Annotated in this window: 10 protein-coding genes and 1 pseudogene; 8 read left to right on the forward strand and 3 right to left on the reverse strand. The window is 68.2% G+C overall.

Features of this window, described 5'->3' with window-relative positions; genetic code table 11:
- Positions 1–347 precede the first annotated feature (347 nt).
- The 6 genes from ACQGNW_RS13555 (at position 348) to ACQGNW_RS13580 (ending at position 13,534) form a co-directional block, all read left to right on the forward strand.
- Positions 348–3,305: a TonB-dependent receptor gene (locus tag ACQGNW_RS13555; protein WP_426663741.1), complete on the forward strand. Its 2,958-nt coding sequence runs from the start codon at positions 348–350 to the stop codon at positions 3,303–3,305.
- 154 nt (positions 3,306–3,459) lie between these two features.
- Positions 3,460–5,679, forward strand: a complete 2,220-nt coding sequence (locus tag ACQGNW_RS13560; protein WP_426663743.1) for a WD40/YVTN/BNR-like repeat-containing protein — start codon at positions 3,460–3,462, stop codon at positions 5,677–5,679.
- A complete protein-coding gene (locus ACQGNW_RS13565) occupies positions 5,676–7,280 on the forward strand; it encodes a GH35 family beta-galactosidase (protein ID WP_426663744.1) in 1,605 nt (534 codons plus the stop codon). The genes ACQGNW_RS13560 and ACQGNW_RS13565 overlap by 4 nt, the downstream gene beginning before the upstream one ends.
- An 11-nt stretch (positions 7,281–7,291) precedes the next feature.
- Positions 7,292–9,817 carry a glycoside hydrolase family 3 C-terminal domain-containing protein gene (locus ACQGNW_RS13570; protein ID WP_426663746.1) on the forward strand — a complete coding sequence of 842 codons (2,526 nt, stop codon included), beginning with the start codon at positions 7,292–7,294 and terminating at the stop codon, positions 9,815–9,817.
- Positions 9,818–9,984: 167 nt separating this feature from the next.
- Positions 9,985–12,258, forward strand: a complete 2,274-nt coding sequence (locus ACQGNW_RS13575; RefSeq protein ID WP_426663747.1) for a glycoside hydrolase family 31 protein — start codon at positions 9,985–9,987, stop codon at positions 12,256–12,258.
- A 49-nt stretch (positions 12,259–12,307) separates the two neighbouring features.
- Positions 12,308–13,534 (forward strand): SGNH/GDSL hydrolase family protein, encoded by a 1,227-nt coding sequence (locus ACQGNW_RS13580; protein ID WP_426663748.1) that lies wholly within the window; start codon positions 12,308–12,310, stop codon positions 13,532–13,534.
- Between the two features lie 293 nt (positions 13,535–13,827).
- Here the strand turns inward: ACQGNW_RS13580 and ACQGNW_RS13585 are convergent.
- The 3 genes and pseudogenes from ACQGNW_RS13585 to ACQGNW_RS13595 all read right to left on the reverse strand — a co-directional run bounded on the left by ACQGNW_RS13585 (position 13,828) and on the right by ACQGNW_RS13595 (position 18,108).
- Positions 13,828–14,745 (reverse strand): annotated as a pseudogene (locus ACQGNW_RS13585) (family 43 glycosylhydrolase).
- Between the two features lie 116 nt (positions 14,746–14,861).
- On the reverse strand, positions 14,862–16,508 hold the full coding sequence (locus ACQGNW_RS13590; RefSeq protein ID WP_426664768.1) for an alpha-L-fucosidase: 1,647 nt from the start codon (positions 16,506–16,508) through the stop codon (positions 14,862–14,864).
- 373 nt (positions 16,509–16,881) lie between these two features.
- A complete protein-coding gene (locus tag ACQGNW_RS13595) occupies positions 16,882–18,108 on the reverse strand; it encodes a XylR family transcriptional regulator (RefSeq protein WP_426663749.1) in 1,227 nt (408 codons plus the stop codon).
- 301 nt (positions 18,109–18,409) lie between these two features.
- Here ACQGNW_RS13595 and xylB point away from each other — a divergent pair, with 301 nt between their 5' ends.
- Both xylB and xylA read left to right on the forward strand, forming a co-directional pair.
- Positions 18,410–19,909, forward strand: coding sequence for a xylulokinase (gene xylB, locus ACQGNW_RS13600; RefSeq protein ID WP_426663750.1), 1,500 nt, complete (start codon positions 18,410–18,412; stop codon positions 19,907–19,909).
- Between the two features lie 38 nt (positions 19,910–19,947).
- On the forward strand, positions 19,948–21,288 hold the full coding sequence (gene xylA, locus ACQGNW_RS13605; RefSeq protein WP_426663752.1) for a xylose isomerase: 1,341 nt from the start codon (positions 19,948–19,950) through the stop codon (positions 21,286–21,288).
- Positions 21,289–21,299 lie beyond the last annotated feature (11 nt).

The following is a 21,299-nucleotide window of genomic DNA, read 5'->3' on the forward strand; positions in this document are numbered from 1 at the left end:
GCGGGTGCTGCCACGAACATGCGAAGCGACGGAGCGTGCGTGCGCTGCGGCTGCGGCGGCGCCGGTCTGCGCGCATTTCAGGCGAAGCAGCCCCGGCAACGCAACATGCTGCGGGCGCACATGGAGAAACGTTAGCCGCGGCTTTTGATTTCGCAATTGTACGACTTTAGCGCGTCGCGACAGCATCAATACACGCCAGCTTCACCGGGTGTGCAGAGGGGCCCGGAAACGCTGTGCAGGTCGCTGGGGAGAGCCGACGGACATTCGAACAGGTCGGCCATATCAATTCTTGGGGAGGGTTCAACATGCTGGGCAAGTTCACGATTGATGCAGGGCGTCGCCACTTGATGAACAGGCTGCCGATGGCGCGGTTGTCGGGCGCGATTGCGCTCGGCTTGCTGTGCTGCGGGGGATCCGGCCTGCATGCGCAGCCGGCAACCGCAGCGGCGCAGGGACAGGCGCAGGATCAGGATGCGGCGACGGCATCCGCCACCGGCGTGAACTCGCCGAGGAAAAAGGCCGCGAAGGCGGGCGACAAGCAGGTCAAGGACCTCTCCAGCGTCACGGTGACCGGCATCCGCGCATCCGTCGAGAAGGCACAGGACATCAAGTACGACGCCGACACCTTCGTCGATTCATTGTCCGCCACGGACATCGGTGCGCTGCCGGACCGCAGCGTCACCGAAACCCTGTCGCGCATTCCCGGCGTCACCATCGACCACTTCCTCTCGCAGGGTGATCCGGAGCATTTCTCTGCCGAAGGCAACGGCGTGCAGGTGCGTGGCCTCACCCAGGTACGTTCCGAACTGAATGGCCGCGACATCTTCTCCGCCAACGGCGGGCACGCCCTCAGCTTCCAGGACGTGCCGTCGGAATTGATGTCCGGCGTCGACGTCTACAAGAACCAGACGGCCGAAATGATCGAGGGCGGCCTGGGCGGCACGGTGAACCTGCGCACCTTCATGCCCTTCGACTTCCAGGGCCAGAAGATCGCCGCCTCGGCCAGCGAGAACTACGGCGATTTCAGCAAGAAGTACAAGCCGTCCGCCTCGGTGCTCTACAGCAATCGCTGGAACACCAGCCTCGGCGAGATGGGTTTCCTCGTCGACATCGCCGATTCCCGCTTGACGACGCGCACCGACGGCCTGTTCGTGCGTCCGTTCTTCAAGAACGCCGCAGGCACCTGGGTGCCGCGCGGTGCCGACTGGCGCACGCTGCAGTACAGCCGCAAGCGCGACGGCTACTACCTGGCCTACCAGTGGCGTCCCAGCGAGAATCTCGACCTTTTCGCCACCGCGTTCCAGAGCAAGTACCACGAGGTCTGGGACGAGGATGCGATCTTCGTGAGCAACGATCCGACGCAGGTGGTGGTGGATGCCAGCCAGCCGAGCCAGATCAATGGCGGGGTGTTCCAGTCCGGCCGTCTCACGCAGCCCGGCGGCGTGCCGATGGGCACCGACATCCGCGCATCGGACAGCCACTCCAAGACCACCGACTTCTCCACCGGCATGAAGTGGCGGCTGGGGGATTACACCGACCTCTCCAGCTCGTTGCAGTTCGTCAAGGCCACCACCAACAGCCTGGATTCCACCGTGGCCCTGGGCACCAACGTGCCCTACATCGACGTCGCCCTGAACGGTAGCAACCCGCCGCGCATCGGCGTCGATACCGGCTTTACCGGGGACCCCGCCAATTACTACTGGGGGTTCACCATGGACCACCAGAACCAGAATTACGCGAAGGAGCTGGCCTGGCGCGCCGACATCGACCACCGCTTCAGCAGCGGGTTCGTGCAGGGCGTGAAGACCGGCGTGCGCGTGACCAACCGCTATGCCGACAACATCGATACCGGCTACAACTGGATGCCCGTGTTCCAGCCCTGGATGCAGTATTGGGCGCTGCCCGGCGGCGTTCCGTTGCCCGGCCTGGATCTGAACGGCACGGTCAACAGGAGCCTGGTGCACCTGGACACGTTCAAGAACTTCTACAAGGGAGGCGCCGGGGTGCCGGGTGCGTTCTACGCGCCGGTGCTGTCGACCGCGCTGGGTTATCCGGGCAGCTACGCGGCCATCCACGATGCCGCCATTCCGTACTACTCCTGCTGCTATGCCAATCCGTACCAGCCCACGCTGCTCGATGCCGCACACACCAATGTCCAGCACGAGAAAACGTATGCGGTGTACGCCATGCTCGACTTCGGCGTGGACGATGCGAATCTGAGCGGCAACATCGGCGTGCGCGGGGTACGGACGAGGAATGCCGCCCAGGGTTTCCTGGTGTACCCCAACCAGGCGTTGGCGCCTTACCTGGGCGCAGGCCAGTCCACCCCTGTCAACGCCCGCAACGAGTACACCGACGTCCTGCCCAGCCTGAACCTGAAGTGGGAGTTCTCTCCAGGCTGGGTCACGCGTTTTGCCTTTTCCAAGGCGATCGCGCGGCCGGACTTCAGCCAGATGCAGGCCTACCAGATTCTCAATGCCGCGGTGGTGTCGGGCTATACGCCGCCGCCGGGCACCACCACGCTGCCGATCGACAAGCTGACCCTGACCGGCAGTTCCAACAGCAATCCCTACCTGACGCCGATGAAGGCCAACCAGTTCGATCTGTCGCTGGAGTGGTACTTCGACCAGGATCGCGGCGGCATGGCCTGGATCAACCTGTTCCACAAGGGCATCAGCGACTATTTCCGCAACGAGTCGCGGTTCGTGACCTATCCGGGTGTCGACGGCAACAACTATCAGTACCTGATCACTCGTCCGGTGAACGTCGGCAAGGCGACGATCGATGGCGCGGAAATCGGCTGGAACCAGTTCTTCGACTTCCTGCCGGTCAAGGGCTTCGGCATGTCGGCGAACTACACCTACATCCGCAGCAGGACCCATGTGCCGAACGACACCACGGCGGTGCCGATCGATACGGATGGCTCCACCTACGGCAACCTCCCGGCGGACGGGTTGTCGAGGGACTCGCTCAATGTCGCTGGCTTCTACGAGCACGGTCCGTGGCAGATCCGGCTGGCCTACAACTGGCGCAGCCAGTACCTGCTGTCGATCGGTCCGAATGGCTACAACGGCACCGACAACAACATTCCGTGGAAGCTGCCGGTGTTCGCCGATGCCTACGGGCAGCTGGACGGTTCGATCTTCTACGCGTTCAACGAGCACATGAAGCTCGGCCTGGAGATGAACAACCTCAACAACGCCGAACAGCGCACGATCATGTACCAGAACGCCTCCGGCAAGCACACCACCTCCTGGTACGTGAACGACACCCGTTATGCACTGACGCTGCGCGTGGCGTTCTGATCGTGCAGGGCCCGGGCAGCCGGTGACGGTTGCGGCATGAGGCGGGGCATCCGGCGTCGGATGCCTTGCCGGGTGCCTGGAAAGCCTCGCCGGCTCCGGCTCGGTCGGCACCTGGGCCGGGATGACGACAAGCTTGCAAAAGAGTTTCTTCGACATGTTCAGAAACATCGGCGTCATTGCCTGCTCGCTGTTCCTCGCGCTGGGTGTCCACGCCAGCCCGCCCGCCGCCATTCCGTACCGCTTCACCAACGTGCGCATCGGTGGCGGCGGCTATGTCTCCGGGCTGCTCTTTCACCCGTCGATGCGCGGCCTGTATTACGCGCGCACCGACGTGGGTGGCGCCTATCGCTGGGATCATGAACACGGACGCTGGCGGCCGCTGACCGACTGGATCGCGGCGAAGGACGAGAACCTGTTCGGCATCGACAGCTTCGCGGTGGATCCCTCCGATCCGCAGTGGCTGTACCTCGCCGCGGGCATGTACACCTCGCCACAGGCGGGCGATGCGGCGATCCTGCGCTCGCACGACCAGGGGCGCAGCTTCCAGCGCGTCGAGCTGCCGTTCAGGCTCGGCGGCAACGAGCTGGGGCGCGGCAACGGCGAACGGCTGGCGGTGGATCCGAACGACGGCCACGTGCTGTTCCTCGGTTCGCGCGACGCCGGCCTGTGGCGCAGTGACGACCATGGCGCGCACTGGACGCGGGTGACCGGCTTTCCGGCCGTGGCCACCTCGCCGTCGGCCAGTGCGAGCAACGCCTGGCGCACGCAGCCCATCGGCATCGTGTTCGTGGTGTTCGATCCGGCCAGCGGCCGGCGTGGCCAGCCGACGCCGGTGATCTATGCCGGTGTGTCGACCCGGCAGACCAGCCTGTTCCGTTCTTCCGACGGCGGACGCAGCTGGAGCGCCGTGCCAGGCCAGCCGGTGGGCCTGCGGCCCAGCCACATGCAGCGCGCCAGCGACGGCGACTACTACCTGAGCTACGGCGACGAGCCGGGTCCCGACACCATGAACGACGGCGCCCTCTGGCGCTGGCAGCCGGCCGGCAACCGCTGGACGGACATCACGCCGATACCCCGCCACGGCAAACCCCTGGGTTTCGGCTGGGGCGACGTCGCGGTCGCCCCCTCCGATCCGAGGGTACTGGTCGCCAGCACCCACCATCGTTACACGCCGCACGACCTGCTGTTCCGCAGCACCGACCGCGGCGCGCACTGGACCGAGGTGTTCGCGCATTCGGTGTTCGACCGGCGCGGCGTGCCCTGGACGGTCGAGCACACGCCGCACTGGATGACCAGCGTGGCGATCGACCCGTTCGATCCCGACCACGTGATCTTCGTCACCGGCTACGGCCTGTGGTCCACGCGCGACATGGGGCGGCTCGATGCGGGCGGCGAGGTGCACTGGACGTTCGCGGACCGCGGGCTGGAGGAAACCGTGCCGCTGGGCCTGATCAGTCCGCCGCAGGGCGCGCACCTGCTGAGCGCGCTGGGCGATCTGGACGGCTATCGCCACGACGATCTCGACGTGGCGACGCTGCAGTTCCAGGCACCGCCGCGTTACGCCAACAGCGAAGCCATCGACTACGCGGGGCTGCGGCCGGAGCGGATCGTGCGCAGCGGCTACCTGCGCGAGCCGTTCGGGCCGGCGGTGCGCGCGGCCTGGTCGGCCGACGGCGGCCGGCACTGGCAGGCCTTCGCCAGCGAACCGCCGGAGGGCGACGGTGCGGGCAGCATCGCGTGGACGGCCGACGGCGACGGCGTGCTGTGGGCGCCGCGGAACGCGAAACATGTCTACCTCACCCACGATTTCGGGCGCAACTGGCAGCCCGTGGCAGGTTTGCCCGGCGGCGTGAAGGTGCTGGGCGACCGCATCGATCCGCGCCGCTGCTATGCATTCGATCCGCGCACCGGTGCGCTGTACGCGAGCCGCGACGGCGGCGCGGGCTTCACGCCGCTGGCTGGCGAATTCGGTGCAGCCGCACGGGGACACGACCACGTGCAGCTGCAGGCCGCGCCCGGCGCGGCGGGCGTGCTCTACCTGGCCGCGCGCGACCTGCCGCTGACGCGCGGCGACGACACGGGCCGCGTGCGGCAGATGCTGCCCGGCATCGCCGGGGTCGACGCGTTCGGCTTCGGCAAGCCGGCGCCGGGGCGGCGCTCACCGGTGCTGTTCGTGGCAGGCCGGTACGGGCGGCAGCAAGGCCTGTTCCGCTCGCTGGACGGCGGCCGGCACTGGCAGCGCATCAACGACGCCGCCCACCAGTACGGCCGCATCAGCGCGCTCACCGGCGACCCGCGCGTGTTCGGCCGCGTGTACCTGGCCACCGGTGGGCGCGGCATCGTCTATGGCGAACCCGGGGAGTCCGCACCATGAAGTCCTGGCCTCTCGCCGCCGCACTCGTGTTCGCGCTCGGCATCCTCGCCGCACGACCCGCGGCCGCCGCACCGTTGCCGCGCGTGGTGAGCGACCACGGCCGCCACATGCTGCTGGTGGACGGTGAGCCCTGGCTGGTGCTGGGCGCGCAGGTGAACAACTCCAGCGCCTGGCCGGCGATGCTGCCCGAGGTGTGGCCGGCGATGGAGGCGTTGCACGCGAACACCGTGCAGGTGCCGATCGCCTGGGAGCAGATCGAACCGACCGAAGGACATTTCGACTTCAGCTTCCTCGACACGCTGGTCGCACAGGCGCGCGAGCATCACCTGCGCCTGGTGCTGCTGTGGTTCGCCACCTGGAAGAACAACGGGCCGGCCTACGCACCCGCCTGGGTGAAGCTGGACAACCGGCGCTTTCCGCGCGTGGTGAAGAAGGATGGCGACACGCTCGATTCGCTGTCGCCGTTCGCAGCGTCCACGCTGGACGCCGACCGCAGCGCCTTCACGACCCTGATGAAGCACCTGCACGCGATCGACGGCGAGCGCCACACGGTGATCATGGTGCAGGTGGAGAACGAAACGGGTACCTACGGCACCGACCGCGATTATTCCGCCGCCGGCAACAGGCTGCTGCAGTCGCCGGTGCCCGCGGCCGTTCTGGCGAAGACCCATCGTCACGCCGGCACCTGGGCCAGCGTGTTCGGCGGGGACGCGGCGGAGTTCTCCTATGCCTGGGCCATCGCGCACTACGTCGACCAGGTCGCCGCCGCGGGCAAGGCCGTCTACGACCTGCCGATGTACGCCAACGTCGCGCTGCGCGATCCCTTCCATCCCGGCCCGCCGGGCAGCTATTCCAGCGGCGGACCTACCGACAACGTGCTTGCCATCTGGCGTGCGGCAGCGCCGTCGCTGGACCTGATCGCACCGGACATCTACTTGCCGGAGTACGCGAAGTACACCGCCGTGCTGGACCGCTACCGCCGCGCCGACAATCCGCTTTTCGTCGCCGAAACCAGCAGCGCGGCCTCGTATGCGCGCTACCTGTTCGCCGCGCTGGGGCACGGCGCCATCGGCTTTTCGCCGTTCGGCATGGACTACACGGGCTACTCCAACTGGCCGCTGGGCGCGAAAAAGATCGACGCCGACACCCTCGAGCCGTTCGCGCTGGACTACGCGCTGCTTCGTCCGATCGCCTCGCTGGTCGCCAGGGCGAATGTCGAGGGCAGGGTGTGGGGCGCGTCCGAACCGGAGCAGACGCACACCCAGCAGCTCGACCTGGGCGACTGGACCGCGCAGGTCGGCTACGGCCTGCCGCTGTTCGGCAACCCAGAGGCGAAGGGCAATCCGACGCCGCAGGGCGGCGTGCTGATCGTGCAGCTCGGCCGCGACGAATACCTGGTGGCCGGCTACCACGCGCGGGTGAGTTTCCGGCCGGCCGGCCACAACGCCGGCAAGCATGCGCTGTACGAACGCGTGGAGGAGGGCCGCTACGTCGACGGCCGATGGCAGTTCCTGCGCGTGTGGAACGGCGACCAGACCGACTGGGGTCTCAATCTCACCAGCGAACCGCAGTGGCTGCGCGTCAAGCTGGCCACGTACTGAAGGATGCCAGCATGATCCGTTGGAAAACGCTTACCACCGCCTTGCTGCTCGCCGGCCTCGCCTTGCCGGCGCTGGCTGCCGGGCTGCAGCCCGATTCGCCCGCCGTCGAACATCGCGTCGACGGCATGCTCGCCAAGCTCACGCTGGAACAGAAGGTGGCGCTGATCGGCGGCACCGACGGCTTCGACATCCGCGCGGAGCCGTCGATCGGCCTGCCGGCGCTGGGCATGTCGGACGGACCCTATGGCGTGCGCGTGGGCGCCCCCTCCAACGCCTACGCCGGTGGCATCGCGCTGGCGGCGAGCTGGGACCCGGTGCTGGCCCGGCGCGTCGGCGTGGCGATGGGGCGCGATGCGCGCGCCCGCGGCATCAGCTTCCTGCTCGGCCCGGGCGTGAACATCTACCGTGCGCCGCAGAACGGCCGCAACATGGAGTACTACGGCGAGGATCCCTACCTCGCCGGCCGCACCGCCGTGGGCCTGATCGAAGGCGTCCAGAGCCAGGGCGTGGTGGCCACGATCAAGCACTTCGTCGCCAACAACTCCGAGTACGACCGCCGCCAGGTCGATTCGGTGATCGCGCCGCGGCCGCTGCACGAGATCTACCTGCGCGCATTCGAGATGGCGGTGAAGCAGGGCCACGTCGGCGCGGTGATGAGCAGCTACAACCAGCTCGACGGCCAGTACACCGCCGAGAAGCGCGATCTGGTGAGCGGCATCCTGAAGCACGACTGGGGCTTCGACGGCATCTTCATGTCCGACTGGGGTGCGGTGGACGACGGCCTCAAGGCGTTCAAGGCCGGCCTCGACCTGGAGATGCCCGCAGCCGACAAGATGCAGCCCGCGCTGCTGCTGCCCGCCTTGCGCGACGGCACGCTGTCGAAGACGGAACTGGACGACAAGGTACGGCGCATCCTGCGCACCGCGGTGCGCTTCGGCTTCCTCGACCGGCCGCAGCGGGACCTGGCGCAGCCGCTGTTCGACGCGGCCAACGACCAGGTGGCGCTGGACTCGGCGCGCGAGTCGCTGGTGCTGCTGAAGAACGCGCACCATCTGCTGCCGCTCGACGCGGGCGCGATCAAGACCATCGCGGTGATCGGCCCCGATGCATATCCTGGTTACGCCACCGCCGGCGGCAGCTCGCACATCGACACGTTCCGCACCGAGAGCATCCTCGACGGCGTCGTCGACTACCTCGGCCAGCGCGTGCGCGTGCTGTACGACCGTGGCCTGCCGTCGCCGGACGCGGTGTTCAAGCGCGACGGCTTCGTTACTGCCGGGGGCAAGCCCGGCCTGCAGCGCGAGACCTTCGACAATCCCGATTTCCGCGGCACGCCGGCGGCGACCGCGGTGGACGCCCACGTCGACCAGTGGAAGCCGGAGCTGTGGACCACGCCCGCCGTGCAGCGGCGCAGCATCCGCTGGAGCGGGCGCTACGTGGCGCCGCACGCGGGGCGCTACCTGTTCCTCACCGCGGCAGCGAGCGCCGACAGCTACACCCTGTACGTGGACGGCAAGCCGGTGATCGTGCAGCCCAAGCGCGAGGGCCAGGCGCCGCTGTACGCCGCGCTGGATCTCAAGGCGGGGCAGGCGGTGTCGGTGCGCCTCGACTACCTGCCCGACGTGGACTACAGCCGCATGGGCCTGGGCGTGGTGCCGGTGGACGCGCTGATCTCGCCGGCGGCGTTGAAGATGGCGGCGATGGCCGACGCCGCGGTGGTGGCGGTCGGCTTCGACCCGACCTCGGAGAGCGAGGCCTACGACCGCACGTTCGCGCTGCCGTGGGGCCAGGAGGCGCTGATCGAGGCGGTGGCCAGGGCGAATCCGAAGACGGTGGTGACGGTGACCTCGGGCGGCGGCTATGCCACGGCGGACTGGCTGGACCAGGTGCCGGCGCTGCTGCAGAACTGGTATCCGGGGCAGGAGGGCGGCCGCGCGGTCGCCGAGGTGCTGTTCGGCGCGCGTTCGCCGGAAGGCAAGCTGCCGATCAGCTTCGAACGCCGCTGGGAAGACAACCCCACCCACGACTACTACGATGCGCCGCCGCATCCGCCGGGCACGCATCCCACGGTGCACTACGGCGAAGGCCTGTTCGTCGGCTACCGCTGGTACACCAGCCATCCGGACAAGCCGCAGCCGCTGTTCCCGTTCGGCTACGGCCTGTCGTACACCACGTTCGCGTTCTCCAGGCTGGAGGTGAAGCCGGCCAAGGCGCACGACGGCGACACCGTGCAGGTGTCGTTCGAGGTGCGCAACACCGGCTCGCGCGCCGGCGCGGAAGTGGCGCAGCTCTACGTGAGTGACCCGTCGGCCGCGGTCGAGCGGCCGGAGCGCGAGCTCAAGGCATTCCAGAAGGTGAACCTGGCACCGGGACAGAGCCGGCGCGTCACCCTTACGCTCGACCGGCGCGCGTTCGCCTACTACAACCCCGATCACAACGACTGGAAGGTCGACCCGGGCCGCTTCGTGATCCGCGTGGGTGACGCCTCCGACCACACGCCGCTGGCCACGGACCTGACCATGGAGAAAGCGCGATGAGCGGCATGCGGCGGCGCCCATTGCGGGCGGATCTCGACCGTGTGCCTGACGCCGCGGTATTCGTTCAACGCCGGGGGAATGTCGTGCGGACTTCTGGAATTGCATCGCTGGGCCTGCTCCTGCTCCTGTCCTGCGCCACAGCGGTTGCCGCCACCGATGCCGCGCCGATGGCCACGCTCGACCGGCATGGCGCATGGGTCAGCGTCGAGGCCTATGGCCCGAACGTCGTCCACGTGACGATTGCCGCCGACAAGGCCCAGGTGCTGAAGGGGCCGGGCTACGGGATCATCGCCGACCACGCCGACAATTCGGCGTTCCACGAAACCCACGACCGCGGCGGCGATACCTTCGCGTCCCCGGCGCTGACCCTGCATGTGGACGCGCCACCGCCGCCGCACGTGCCGGGGGTCATGGAGCGCTATTTCGCGCCGGACCTGGCGCCGGTTCGCCTGCAGGTGAAGAACGCCAAGGGCGCAACGATCGTCGACATGACCGACTGGAACATGTCGCCGCACGAGGTGGCGGGCGAAGCCACCTACCAGGTGGGCGCCACGTTCGCGGCACCTGCCGACGAGCACTATTACGGCATGGGCCAGAATCAGGGCAGCCTGGGCCCGCTCGACCTGCGCGGCCGCGTCATCGACTGCAAGCAGTGGTACGACGCGCCGAGCGGCGAAACCGTCTGCGTGCCCTTCATGGTGTCGTCCAGGGGCTACGGCATCATCTGGGACAACCCCTCGGATACGCACTTCATCGCCGGCATCCGCGGCCACACCAGCTTCGAGTCGAAAGTCGGCGAGCGCGTCAGCTTCTTCGTGATCGTCGGCAACACGCCGCAAGCGATCTATTCGGCCTACGCGCGGGTGACCGGCAAGACGCCGATCCCGCCCAAGGCGGCGTTCGGCCTGATCCAGTCCAAGGCACGCTACGACAGCCAGGCCGAAGTGTTGCGCGTCGCGCATACCTATCGCGAAAAGCACTACCCGCTCGACGTGATGGTCATCGACTGGTTCTACTGGACGCACATGGGCCAGCTGGACATCAACCCGGCGGAATTCCCGGACCCGGACGGCATGAACCGGAAGCTGCATGCCATGGGCATGAAGTCGATCATATCGATCTGGCCGCGCTTCGAACGCTCCGGGCGCTACTACAAGGAACTCGACGCCAAGGGCTATTTCCTCAAGGACAGGAACGGCAAGACGGTCGACGGCCTGCCGTTCCGTTCGGATCGCGCCGGCGCCCTGATCGACTCGACCAACCCGGCGGCGCGCAAGTGGTACTGGGACCACGTGCGCGACAACATCCTCTCGCACGGCTTCGACTATCCGTGGCTGGACGAGACCGAACCGGACCTCGTGCCGGACGGTTTCTTCTTCTCGATCGGCTCCGGCGACCGCTACCACAACGTGTACCCGCTGTTGCACGTGGAAGGCGTCGCGCAGGGCATGCGCGCCTGGAAACCGGACGAACGCGTGCTGATCCTTGCCCGCGCGGCCTACCTCGGGTCACAGCGGACCGGCGCGCTGTTCTGGTCCTCGGATATCGACCCGACCTGGGAAGCCTTGCAACGCCAGATCCCCACCGGCCTCAACATGACCGCCTCGGGCATCGCCTACTGGGGCAACGACATCGGCGGCTGGCAGTGGTTGCCGCAGACGACCAACGCCACCAGGCCGCCGCTGCTCGACCCTTCCGATGCGCGCGACACGGTGGGCCAGAACAACGATTACCCGGAACTGCTCACGCGCTGGTTCGAATACGGCACCTTCCTGCCCACCCTGCGCCTGCATGGCATGCGCAAACACACGGAAATCTGGGCCTACGGCCATCAGGCCGAGGCGATCATGGCGAAGTACGACAAGCTCCGCTACCGCCTGATTCCCTACATCTACAGCCAGGCCAAGAAAACCTACGACACGGGCGCGCCCTTCATGCGGCCGTTGTGGATGGATTTCCCCAACGACCCCAACGTCGCCAACCTGGGCACGCAATACATGTTCGGCCCGGCCTTCCTGGTGGCGCCGGTCACCACGCAGGGCCAGACGGAAAAGGACGTCTATCTGCCCGCCGGCAGCGACTGGTACAACTTCTGGACCAACGAAAAGCTGGCCGGCGGGCGCTGGGTCAAGGTGGCGGCGCCGATCGACCAGATACCCGTCTTCGTCCGTGCCGGCTCGATCGTGCCGTTGGGTTCGGACATCCAGTCGACCGCATTCAAGCAGGCCATCGCCGAGATCCGCGTCTACCCGGGCAACGATGCCGACTTCGCGCTCTACGACGACGACGGCACCTCGTACGGCTACGAAGCGGGCAGGGGCACGACCACCCGACTGCACTGGAACAATGCCGCTGGCGTCCTGAGCGCCACCGGCGGCGACGCAGCGTTCGACGGGAAGGTTGCCGGGCTGGCCAAGGTGATGGGCAAACCGGGGAAGTGACGCCCCCGATGTGCCGGTCATACGACAAAAACAACACGGGAGGAACGACATGCTGCATCGGATAGTGAAGTGGGCGTTCGCCGGAGCGGTCTGCGTGGCTGCGGCCTGCGCCATGGCCGCCGAGGGCGACGGGCATCGCGCCTGGGCGGATGCATGGTCGGCCGCGCCGGACACCACCGGCCCGGTACTGAACGCCCAGACGGTGCGCCAGGTCGTGCGCACCAGCATCGGCGGCTCGCAGCTGCGCGTACGCCTTTCCAACCTGCTCGGCAACGTGCCGGTCACCCTGGGCCCGGTGCACGTGGCGCTGAGCGCCGGCGCGGCGGACACGGTGCCCGGCAGCGACCATGTGCTGCTGTTCAACGGCAAGCCCACCGTCACCATCGCCAAGGGCGAAAGCGTGCTCAGCGATCCGCTGAAGATGGACGTGAAGCCGATGCAGCCGCTGGCGGTGAGCATCTACGTGCCGGCCGACACGCATAACCACCCGGCCACCATCCACAACGCCGGGATCGCCACCGCGTACATCACCGAGCATGGCGACGCCACAGCGGCCGTGCGCTTCCCGCGCGAGGAAACCAGCGGCAGCCGCTTCTACCTCACGGACGTGGAAGTGGCCGGACCGGCCCCACGCTACACGCTCGTCGCGTTCGGCGATTCCATCACCGACGGCGTGGGTTCCAAGCAGGACGCGAACGAACGCTGGCCGGACTACCTGGCCGCGCGCCTGCAGGCCGACCCACGCCTGTCGTCGATCGCGGTGGCGGACGCCGGCATCGGCGGCAACCGCATCCTGCACGACAGCTACGGGCCCAGCGCGCTGGCGCGCTTCGACCGCGACGCGTTGGACAAGCCCGGCGTGCGCTGGGTGATATTGCTCGAAGGCATCAACGACATCGGCGGCTCGGGCTACGCCTGGGAGGCCAAGGACAAGATCGGCGCGCAGCAGCTGATCGACGGCATGAAGACGCTGATCGCGCGCGCGCACGCCAGGCACGTGAAGATCTATGGCGCCACCCTGACGCCCTACGGCGGCAGCGGCTGGCCTTACCACTCCGCAGCGGGCGAAAAGACCCGCGAGCAGGTGAATGCGTGGATCCGCCATTCTGGCGCGTTCGACGGCGTGGTGGATTTCGACAAGGCGGTGCGCGACCCCGCCGCGCCGAAGAAAATGCGTGCTGCCTACGATAGCGGCGACCACCTGCATCCGAACGGCGCGGGCTACCGGACGATGGCCGCTGCCGTGGACCTGAAGCTGTTCTCCGGCAAGCCGTGAGGGGGCGAAGCACCGCGCGCGAGCTGTCCGCAACCTTCACCCGGTCCGTGTCGCCATGACGACGCGGACGGGTGGGGTCGCGTAACGCCGGCCCGGCCGGGCAAGGCCGCGCACCTGCCGTGTGGCGAGGTGGCGGCCAACGCACGGCGGCTCCGCGGAGCGGGGCCATGCGAGCGCCTTTCCGCGCCCCGGACCCGTGGCGGGCGGACGTCCGCTCCCGCATTCTTCCCCGGCCGCTGCACCGGCGCTTGCCGCCGCGCACCCCGTGGAGATTCCGGGCGGGCTCCGCGGCATCACGCCAGCGGATTGCCACCGATCGCGCGGTAGCGGAAATCGCTTAGCCGCACCGCTCCCTCGCCCGTGGCGTAGATGCCCGGTTTCAGGCTCAGGAAGTCGCCGAACACGTTGTGGTGGATGCCGGACACTTCCATGCGCAAGGTGTGCAATTGCCAGCTATGCCCATCGTCGTGCGAGTACTCGACGGTGACGACGTTGTGGTCGTTGGTCAGACGCACCCGCACCCGACGGTTTGCCCGCGTGATGCGGGCCAACGTCAGCTCCTGCGCGTATTCGAAGGTCTTGATCGTGTCCGGCGTGAAGCCGACACCGACGAACGCCTTGTGGTTGTAGAACAGCAGCAGCCCCGCCTCCGCGCCGGCGGACGGTTCCAGCGTGAGCTCCACCACGTAGGCGCGGTCGCCCGCGCTGCAGACCATGGGCGCGCTGTTCGCCGGCGAGCTGCCCGCACCGGCCAGCAGCATGCCGTGGCCGTCGCGGCTGACCCGCTGCATCTCAGTGGGCCGTGGCTCGTGGAACGACCACTGCACGCCGAACCGGTCGCTGGAGAAGTCATCCGACAGCGGGAAACCGGACGGCCCCGGCTTGCCGCGCGCCGGCTTGCGCAGCGGCGTTGAAAGATCGCCGCCGGTGGCCACCGGCCAGCCGTCCGCCGTCCATGCCATCGGCGGTGATCACGAAGATCGACCAGTTGCCGCCGGACTGCTGCGCCGGCAGGTAGATGTAGTAGCGGTCCCCGTGCTTGCACAGGTTGACCGCGAAGACGTTGCCCATCGGCTTGTGCAGGGCGGTCGCGACCGGCGTCCAGTTGACCAGGTCGGTCGAATGCCAGATCGCCAGCCCCGGCGTGGTGGCGAACGGCGTGCGGCGCACCGCTGAGCGGGATCGGCCTTTGCCATCCGGGACAGCGGCATGGCGGCGGCGCCCGTCGCCACGGCCTTGAAGAGATGGCGCCGTGCCAGGTCCGATGCAGTCTCGGTAGCCGTGGACGCGTCGCCGGTTGCCGCGTCGTAGCGACCGGTGCGCTTCGTCATGGGCTGTCCGTTGCGGTCCGGATGGCAAAGACGAAGGCGGCGGGGCCGGCGGGTCGCGGGCCGGGATGGAGCACCAATCCCTGTGCGGTGCTTTGCCAGCGCACCGGCGCGGACGAACCCAGCAGGTGCACGTCCTGCACGCGGTCGGCGGGCTTGATGCTGCGGACGACCACCGTGCCGTCGTCAGGCCAGGCCAGTTCGATCGCGTACAACATGTCCTTGTTGCGGGTGAAGCGGAAATCGCCGGCGGTGTAGGACGCGGCCAGTTGTTCCTTGAAGGCGCCGGTGGCCAGCGCGGTGGGGCCTTCGCCGGACACGCGCCACGGACGGCTGCCGTAGATCGCTGCGCCGTTGGTCGCCAGCCAGCGGCCGATCTCCAGCAGCACGGCCTGTTGCTGCGGCGCGATGCTGCCGTCCGGCCGCGGGCCGACATCCAGCAGCAGGTTGCCGTTCTTGCTCACCACGTCGGCCAGCAGCTGGATGATCGAGGTGGCGGAGCGGTAGCTGTCGTGCGCCACGTAGCCCCAGGAGTCGTTGCTGATGGTGGTGTCGGTCTGCCATGGCGCGGCCTGGATGCCGCCGAGCTGGCCGCGCTCCACGTCCAGCACGCCGCCGCCGTGGGGCAGGGTATGCAGCTTGTAGTTGAGCACCACGCCGCCGCGCCGCGCGCCACGGTTGTAGTAGTAGGCGAGGAGTTCGGCGAGCGCATCGCGGAACGCGGGGTGGCCCACCCACCAGTCGAGGTAGATCAGGTCGGGCCGGTAATAGGCTTCCAGTTCCGCCGTGCGTGCCAGCCAGTCGTCCACGTAGGCGGGCGAGACGTAGGTCCAGTCCTGCTCCAGGTCCTGGTCGCCGTCCTGCAGGAAGTGCGGCACCGCGGGACCGTAGAGATCGGCGTAGGCAGGATCGTTCACGTCGGAGGTGAGCTCGCGGCCGTGGTCGAAGAACCAGTCGTGTTCGGCGCGGTGCGAGGACAGGCCGAAGCGCAGGCCTTCGGCACGCACGGCCCGCTCCAGCGCGGCCACCACGTCGCGTTTCGGCCCCATCTTCGCGGCGGTCCAGCGCGACAGCCGCGAGTCGTACATGGCGAAGCCGTCCGAATGCTCGGCCACCTGGACGACATAGCGCGCGCCGGCCTGCCTGAACAGTCGCGCCCAGGCCGCGGGGTCCCAGTGCTGCGCCTTGAAGCCGGCGACGAAATCCTTGTAGCCGCGCTGCGCGAGCGGGCCGTAGGTATCGAGCTGGTGGGCGTGTTCGCGCGCCGTGCCGTCGTACATGTTGCGCGGATACCACTCGTTCGCGAACGCCGGCACGGCATAGACGCCCCAGTGGATGAAGATGCCGAACTTCGCGGCGCCGAACCAGGCCGGCGCGCGGTAGCGCGCCAGGGAGATCCAGTCGGGGCGGAACGGGCCCATCGCGTCTCCCTGCGCGACTTTGGCCAGCAGTGCCTTGCGCTCGGGCTCGTAGCGTGCGGTGGCGCGTTGCCAGGCCTGATCCATCTGCGCAGGGCTGAGTGCCTCGGCAGTAGGGGCGTCGGGATGGCCGGGAAGCGGTGCGGCCAATGCCGACAGGCTGGTCAAGGCGAATGCGGCCAGCAAGCATCCGCGGGACACGGCGCGGCGGGGTTCGCACGGGCACATGGCATGCCGGAACAGGGACATGGGAGCTCCTGGCGAAGAGACCTCTGCACGCTAGCAGCAAGCCTGCGTCCGCATCGCCGCTTGTGCGACTGCATACGAAGAAACGTTAGCGCCGGGGGGCGATTTCGCAATTGTCGCGACGACGACGCCATTTCACGATCCGTCCAGGCGAAGGGAAGCCTCCCGGTGGCTGCTGTGGTCGGCCCGATGAGGCATGCCGGCGTTTCCATCGGACCGTGCGTCCTCCCCGCGCACACCGGTTCCATCGGCATATGCGCTCCCCCGCACATGCCGATGTTTTTTTGTGCCTGTCGCACGGAGTCGAATGCGGGCATGGCGCGTCGCGCCGGCCGGATGCCCGGACAGTGCGCCGCTACCGTGCCGCGCGATCCGGCGCGGCCAGCGCTTCCGGGCTGCCGGAAGCGCCCTCGCCGGCCTGCACCGCTTCGGCGTACTGGCGCGGCGTGCAACCGAGCTCGCGGCGGAACACCGCATACATGTACTGGAGCGAGGTGAACCCGCTGCGCACGGCCACGTCGGCCAGCGGCACGGCGGCATCGGCGAGCATCTGCCGCGCGGTCTGCAGCTTGTGCTGCAGGATGGCCTGGTGGACGGTCAGCTTGAGCTCGCGCTTGAAATGCTCCTCCAGCAGGGTGCGCGACACGCCCACGTAATCGGCGACCTGGTCCGTCTTGATGCCCAGGCACGCGTACTGGCGGATGTGGTGCAGTGCGCGCATGACGTGCGGGTTGTTCATCGGCACGTGCCGGCTGCTGGCCTGCACGTTGATGCCCTTGGGCGGCACGATGATCCGCTGCTGGGTGAGGCGCCCGCCGTGCAGCATCTGGTGCAGCAGGCGCGCGGCGGTGTGGCCCATTTCCTCGGCGCCCTGGATCACCGAGGTCAGCGGGATGCGGCTGAGCAGTTGTGCCATCGGGTCGTTGTCGATGCCCACCACCGCGATCTCGGCAGGCACCGGGACGTCGGCCACGATGCAGGCCTGCAGCAGGTGACGCGCGCGCGCATCGGTGACCGCGATGATGCCGATGGGCTTGGGCAGCGCACGCACCCAGTCCGCGATCGCCTCCTGGGCGACGCCCCAGCCGCCCGCGCTGGTGGGCGAGCCGCGAAACACCAGGCCTTCGAGGCGATCCGCGCGGGTCATGTCGAGGAACGCCTGTTCGCGTTCCATCGCCCAGCGGTTGCCCGGCATGGGCGGCAGGCCGTAGAACGCGAAGCGCTGCAGGCCTTGATCGATGAGGTGGTCGTAGGCCAGCCGCACCAGCCTGGCGTTGTCCGTGGCCACGTAGGGAATCCCCGCCGGGTAGTTCGCGGGATCGGCATAGGAGCCGCCCACCGCGACCACGGGCAACGACATGCCGCACAGCGTCTCGCCGACGACCGGATCGTCGAAGTCCGCGATGATGCCGTCGCCGCGCCAGTGGTGGATGCCGACGGTGCGGCTGCGGAAATCCTCCTCCATGAACAGGTCCCACTCGACGCGCGTGGACGTCAGGTATTGCCCGATACCGGTGAGCACGTGGCGGTCGTAGACCTTGTTCGCATTGAAGAGCAGGGCGATGCGGTGCGGTGATGGCATGCGATACCACTGATCTGCCGTGACGGCGTCTGCTGGATGCCGTCGACGATACCTGCTGGGGTGGCCCGGCACATGCGGCATTGCCGCACGGAAAATGACGTGCCGCAATGACGGATTTCGCAATTGCGGCGCTGGTGCACCGGACGCAGCATCGACGGGGCAACGGGGCTGCGCGCCGCCGTGGGCGGCGCGGCGGCGGCCGGCCCGTATCCGGACTCATGAAAGGATGAGGTGTCTTGAAGGTTCCGAAGAGGAGTGCGGCACCGATGGACGGCGCAGGCGTCCGCAGGCGGATCGCGACATGAGCGTCGTCGCCGGCCTGGACATCGGTACCCAGAGCGTCAAGCTGCTCGTCCACGACACCGATCGCCGCCGCACGCTCGCGATTCGCGGGCGGCCGCTGGCGCTGGTCGAAGGCGCCGACGGCAGCCGCGAGCAGCATCCCGAATGGTGGATCGCCGCAGCGGCGCAATGTTTCGCCGACCTCGATGCCGGACTGCGTGCCCGCATCGTGGCCATCGGGGTTTCCGGCCAGCAGCACGGTTTCGTTCCGCTGGACGCGGCGGGCGAGGTGCTCGCCCCGGCGAAGCTGTGGTGCGACACCAGCAGCTGGCGCGAGTGCGACGAGATCATGGCTGCGGCGGGCGGCTACCGGCAGTGCATTGCGCTGGCGGGCAACCCGATCCTGGCGGGCTACACCGCGTCCAAGCTGCCGTGGACGCGCAAGCATCGCCCGGACGTCTATCGCCGGCTGGCGACCATCCTGCTGCCGCACGACTACGTCAATTTCTGGCTCACCGGCGAACGCTGGATGGAATGCGGCGACGCTTCGGGCACGGGCTGGCTGGACGTGCGCAAGCGCAGCTGGTCGGCCGCGATGCTCGCGGCCACCGACGCGGATCGCGACCTGTCACGCTGCCTCCCGCCGCTGGTCGATGCGCATTTCAGCGCGCCGATCGCGTCCGCCACCGCCGACGCGCTGGGCCTGTCGCGCGAGGTGCGGGTATCGGCCGGCGGCGGCGACAACATGATGGCGGCAATCGGCACCGGCAACGTGGCGCCCGGGACCCTCAGCGTGAGCCTGGGCACCTCGGGCACGCTGTTCGCCTGCGCGGATCGTCCGCTGGTAGACGAAGACGGCCTGTGGGCGGCGTTCTGTTCGTCCACCGGCGACTGGTTGCCGCTGGTCTGCACGATGAACTGCACGGTGGCCACCCGTTGCGTCGCCGATGCCTTCGGCTTCGAGGCGGGCGAGGGGGATCTGCTGGTCGAGCGCACCGCGCCGGGCGCAGACGGCCTGCTGATGCTGCCGTTCTTCAACGGCGAACGCACGCCCGACCTGCCCTCGGCACGCGCCAGCCTGCACGGGATGAACCCGGGCAACTTCACGCGTGCCAACGTCTATCGCGCAGCGATGGAGGGCGCGACCTACGCGTTGCGCCATGGCCTGGACGCCTTGCGCCGCGCCGGCCTGGAGTTCGAGGCGATCCGGCTGACCGGTGGCGGGGCGAACAGCGCGCCGTGGCGACAGCTGGTGGCCGACGTGTTCGATCTGCCGGTGGAGATGCCCGCGGAAACCGAGGGTGCCGCGTTCGGCGCCGCCCTGCAGGCGCTGTGGGCGTGGCGGCATCACGCCGGCGATGCCGCCGGCATCGCCGGGATCGCGCGCGAGCACGTGGCGCTGGACGAGGCGCGTGCCGCGCGGCCCGACGCCGGGCGCGTGCAGTCGTATCGCGAACCTTACCGGCAGTTTCTCGGACAACTGGCCGCCCTGCAGCAGGCCCATGCGGCCACGGCCTGATCCGTACCAGCAATGCACCAGCACAGGAAACGCATTCCATGAACACTCCCTTCGTCGGCAGGCGCGAATACTTCGGCGGCATCGGCCGCATCCCCTACGAGGGTGTCGCATCCGACAACCCGCTGGCGTTCAAGCACTACGACGCGAACAGGAGGATCGGCGACAGGACCATGGCCGAGCACCTGCGCTTCGCGGTGTGCTACTGGCACAGCTTCTGCAACACCGGACACGATCCGTTCGGCCCCGGCACCCGCGCGTATCCGTGGGATGCGGACGGCGCGCCGCTGGCGCGCGCCGAGGCGAAGATGGACGCGGCGTTCGAGTTCTTCACCAAGCTCGGCGTGCCGTACTACTGCTTCCACGACATCGACATGGCGCCCGACGCCGAAGACGTGGCCGTGTACGAAAGTAACCTCCGGCACATGGTGGCATTGGCCAAGGAGCGCCAGCAGGCCACCGGGATGAAGCTGCTGTGGGGCACGGCGAACCTGTTCAGCCACCCGCGCTACATGAACGGCGCGGCCACCAATCCCGACTTCGACGTCGTCGCGCGCGCCGGCGTGCAGATCAAGGCCGCGCTGGAGGCCACGGTGGAGCTGGGTGGCGGCAACTACGTGTTCTGGGGTGGCCGCGAGGGCTACGCCTCGCTGCACAATACGCAGATGAAGCGCGAGCTGGATCACTTCGCGCGCTTCCTGACGATGGCGCGCGACTACGGCCGCAGCATCGGCTTCAAGGGCACCTTCCTCATCGAGCCCAAGCCGATGGAGCCGATGAAGCACCAGTACGACTTCGATTCGTCGACGGTGGCAGGCTTCCTGAAGGAGCACGGCCTGGAGCGGGACTTCAAGCTCAACATCGAGGCGAACCACGCCACGCTGGCGGGCCACACCTTCGAGCATGACCTGCAGGTAGCCTCCGACCACGGCCTGCTCGGCAGCATCGACGCCAACCGCGGCAATGCGCAGAACGGCTGGGATACCGACCAGTTCCCCAGCGACCTCTACGACACGGTGGGCGCGATGCTGGTGGTGTTGCGCCAGGGCGGGCTGGCGCCGGGCGGCCTCAACTTCGACGCCAAGGTGCGGCGCGAATCGACCGACGCCGAAGATCTCTTCATCGCCCACATCGGCGGCATGGACGCGTTCGCCCGCGGCCTCGAAGTGGCGCATGCGCTGCTCACGCAGTCGCCGCTGGAGCAGTGGCGCGCTGAGCGCTACGCCAGCTTCGACGCCGGCAACGGTCGCGCGTTTGCGGAAGGCAGGCTGAGCATGGATGATCTGCGCTCGCATGCGATCGCGCGCGGCGAGCCCGCACAGCGCAGCGGCAAGCAGGAGCGCTACGAGAACCTCGTCAACCAGTACCTGGTGCGGGTGTAGGCGATTCGACG

It is taken from the genome of Rhodanobacter aciditrophus, assembly GCF_050026795.1.
Classification (GTDB): Bacteria; Pseudomonadota; Gammaproteobacteria; order Xanthomonadales; family Rhodanobacteraceae; genus Rhodanobacter_A.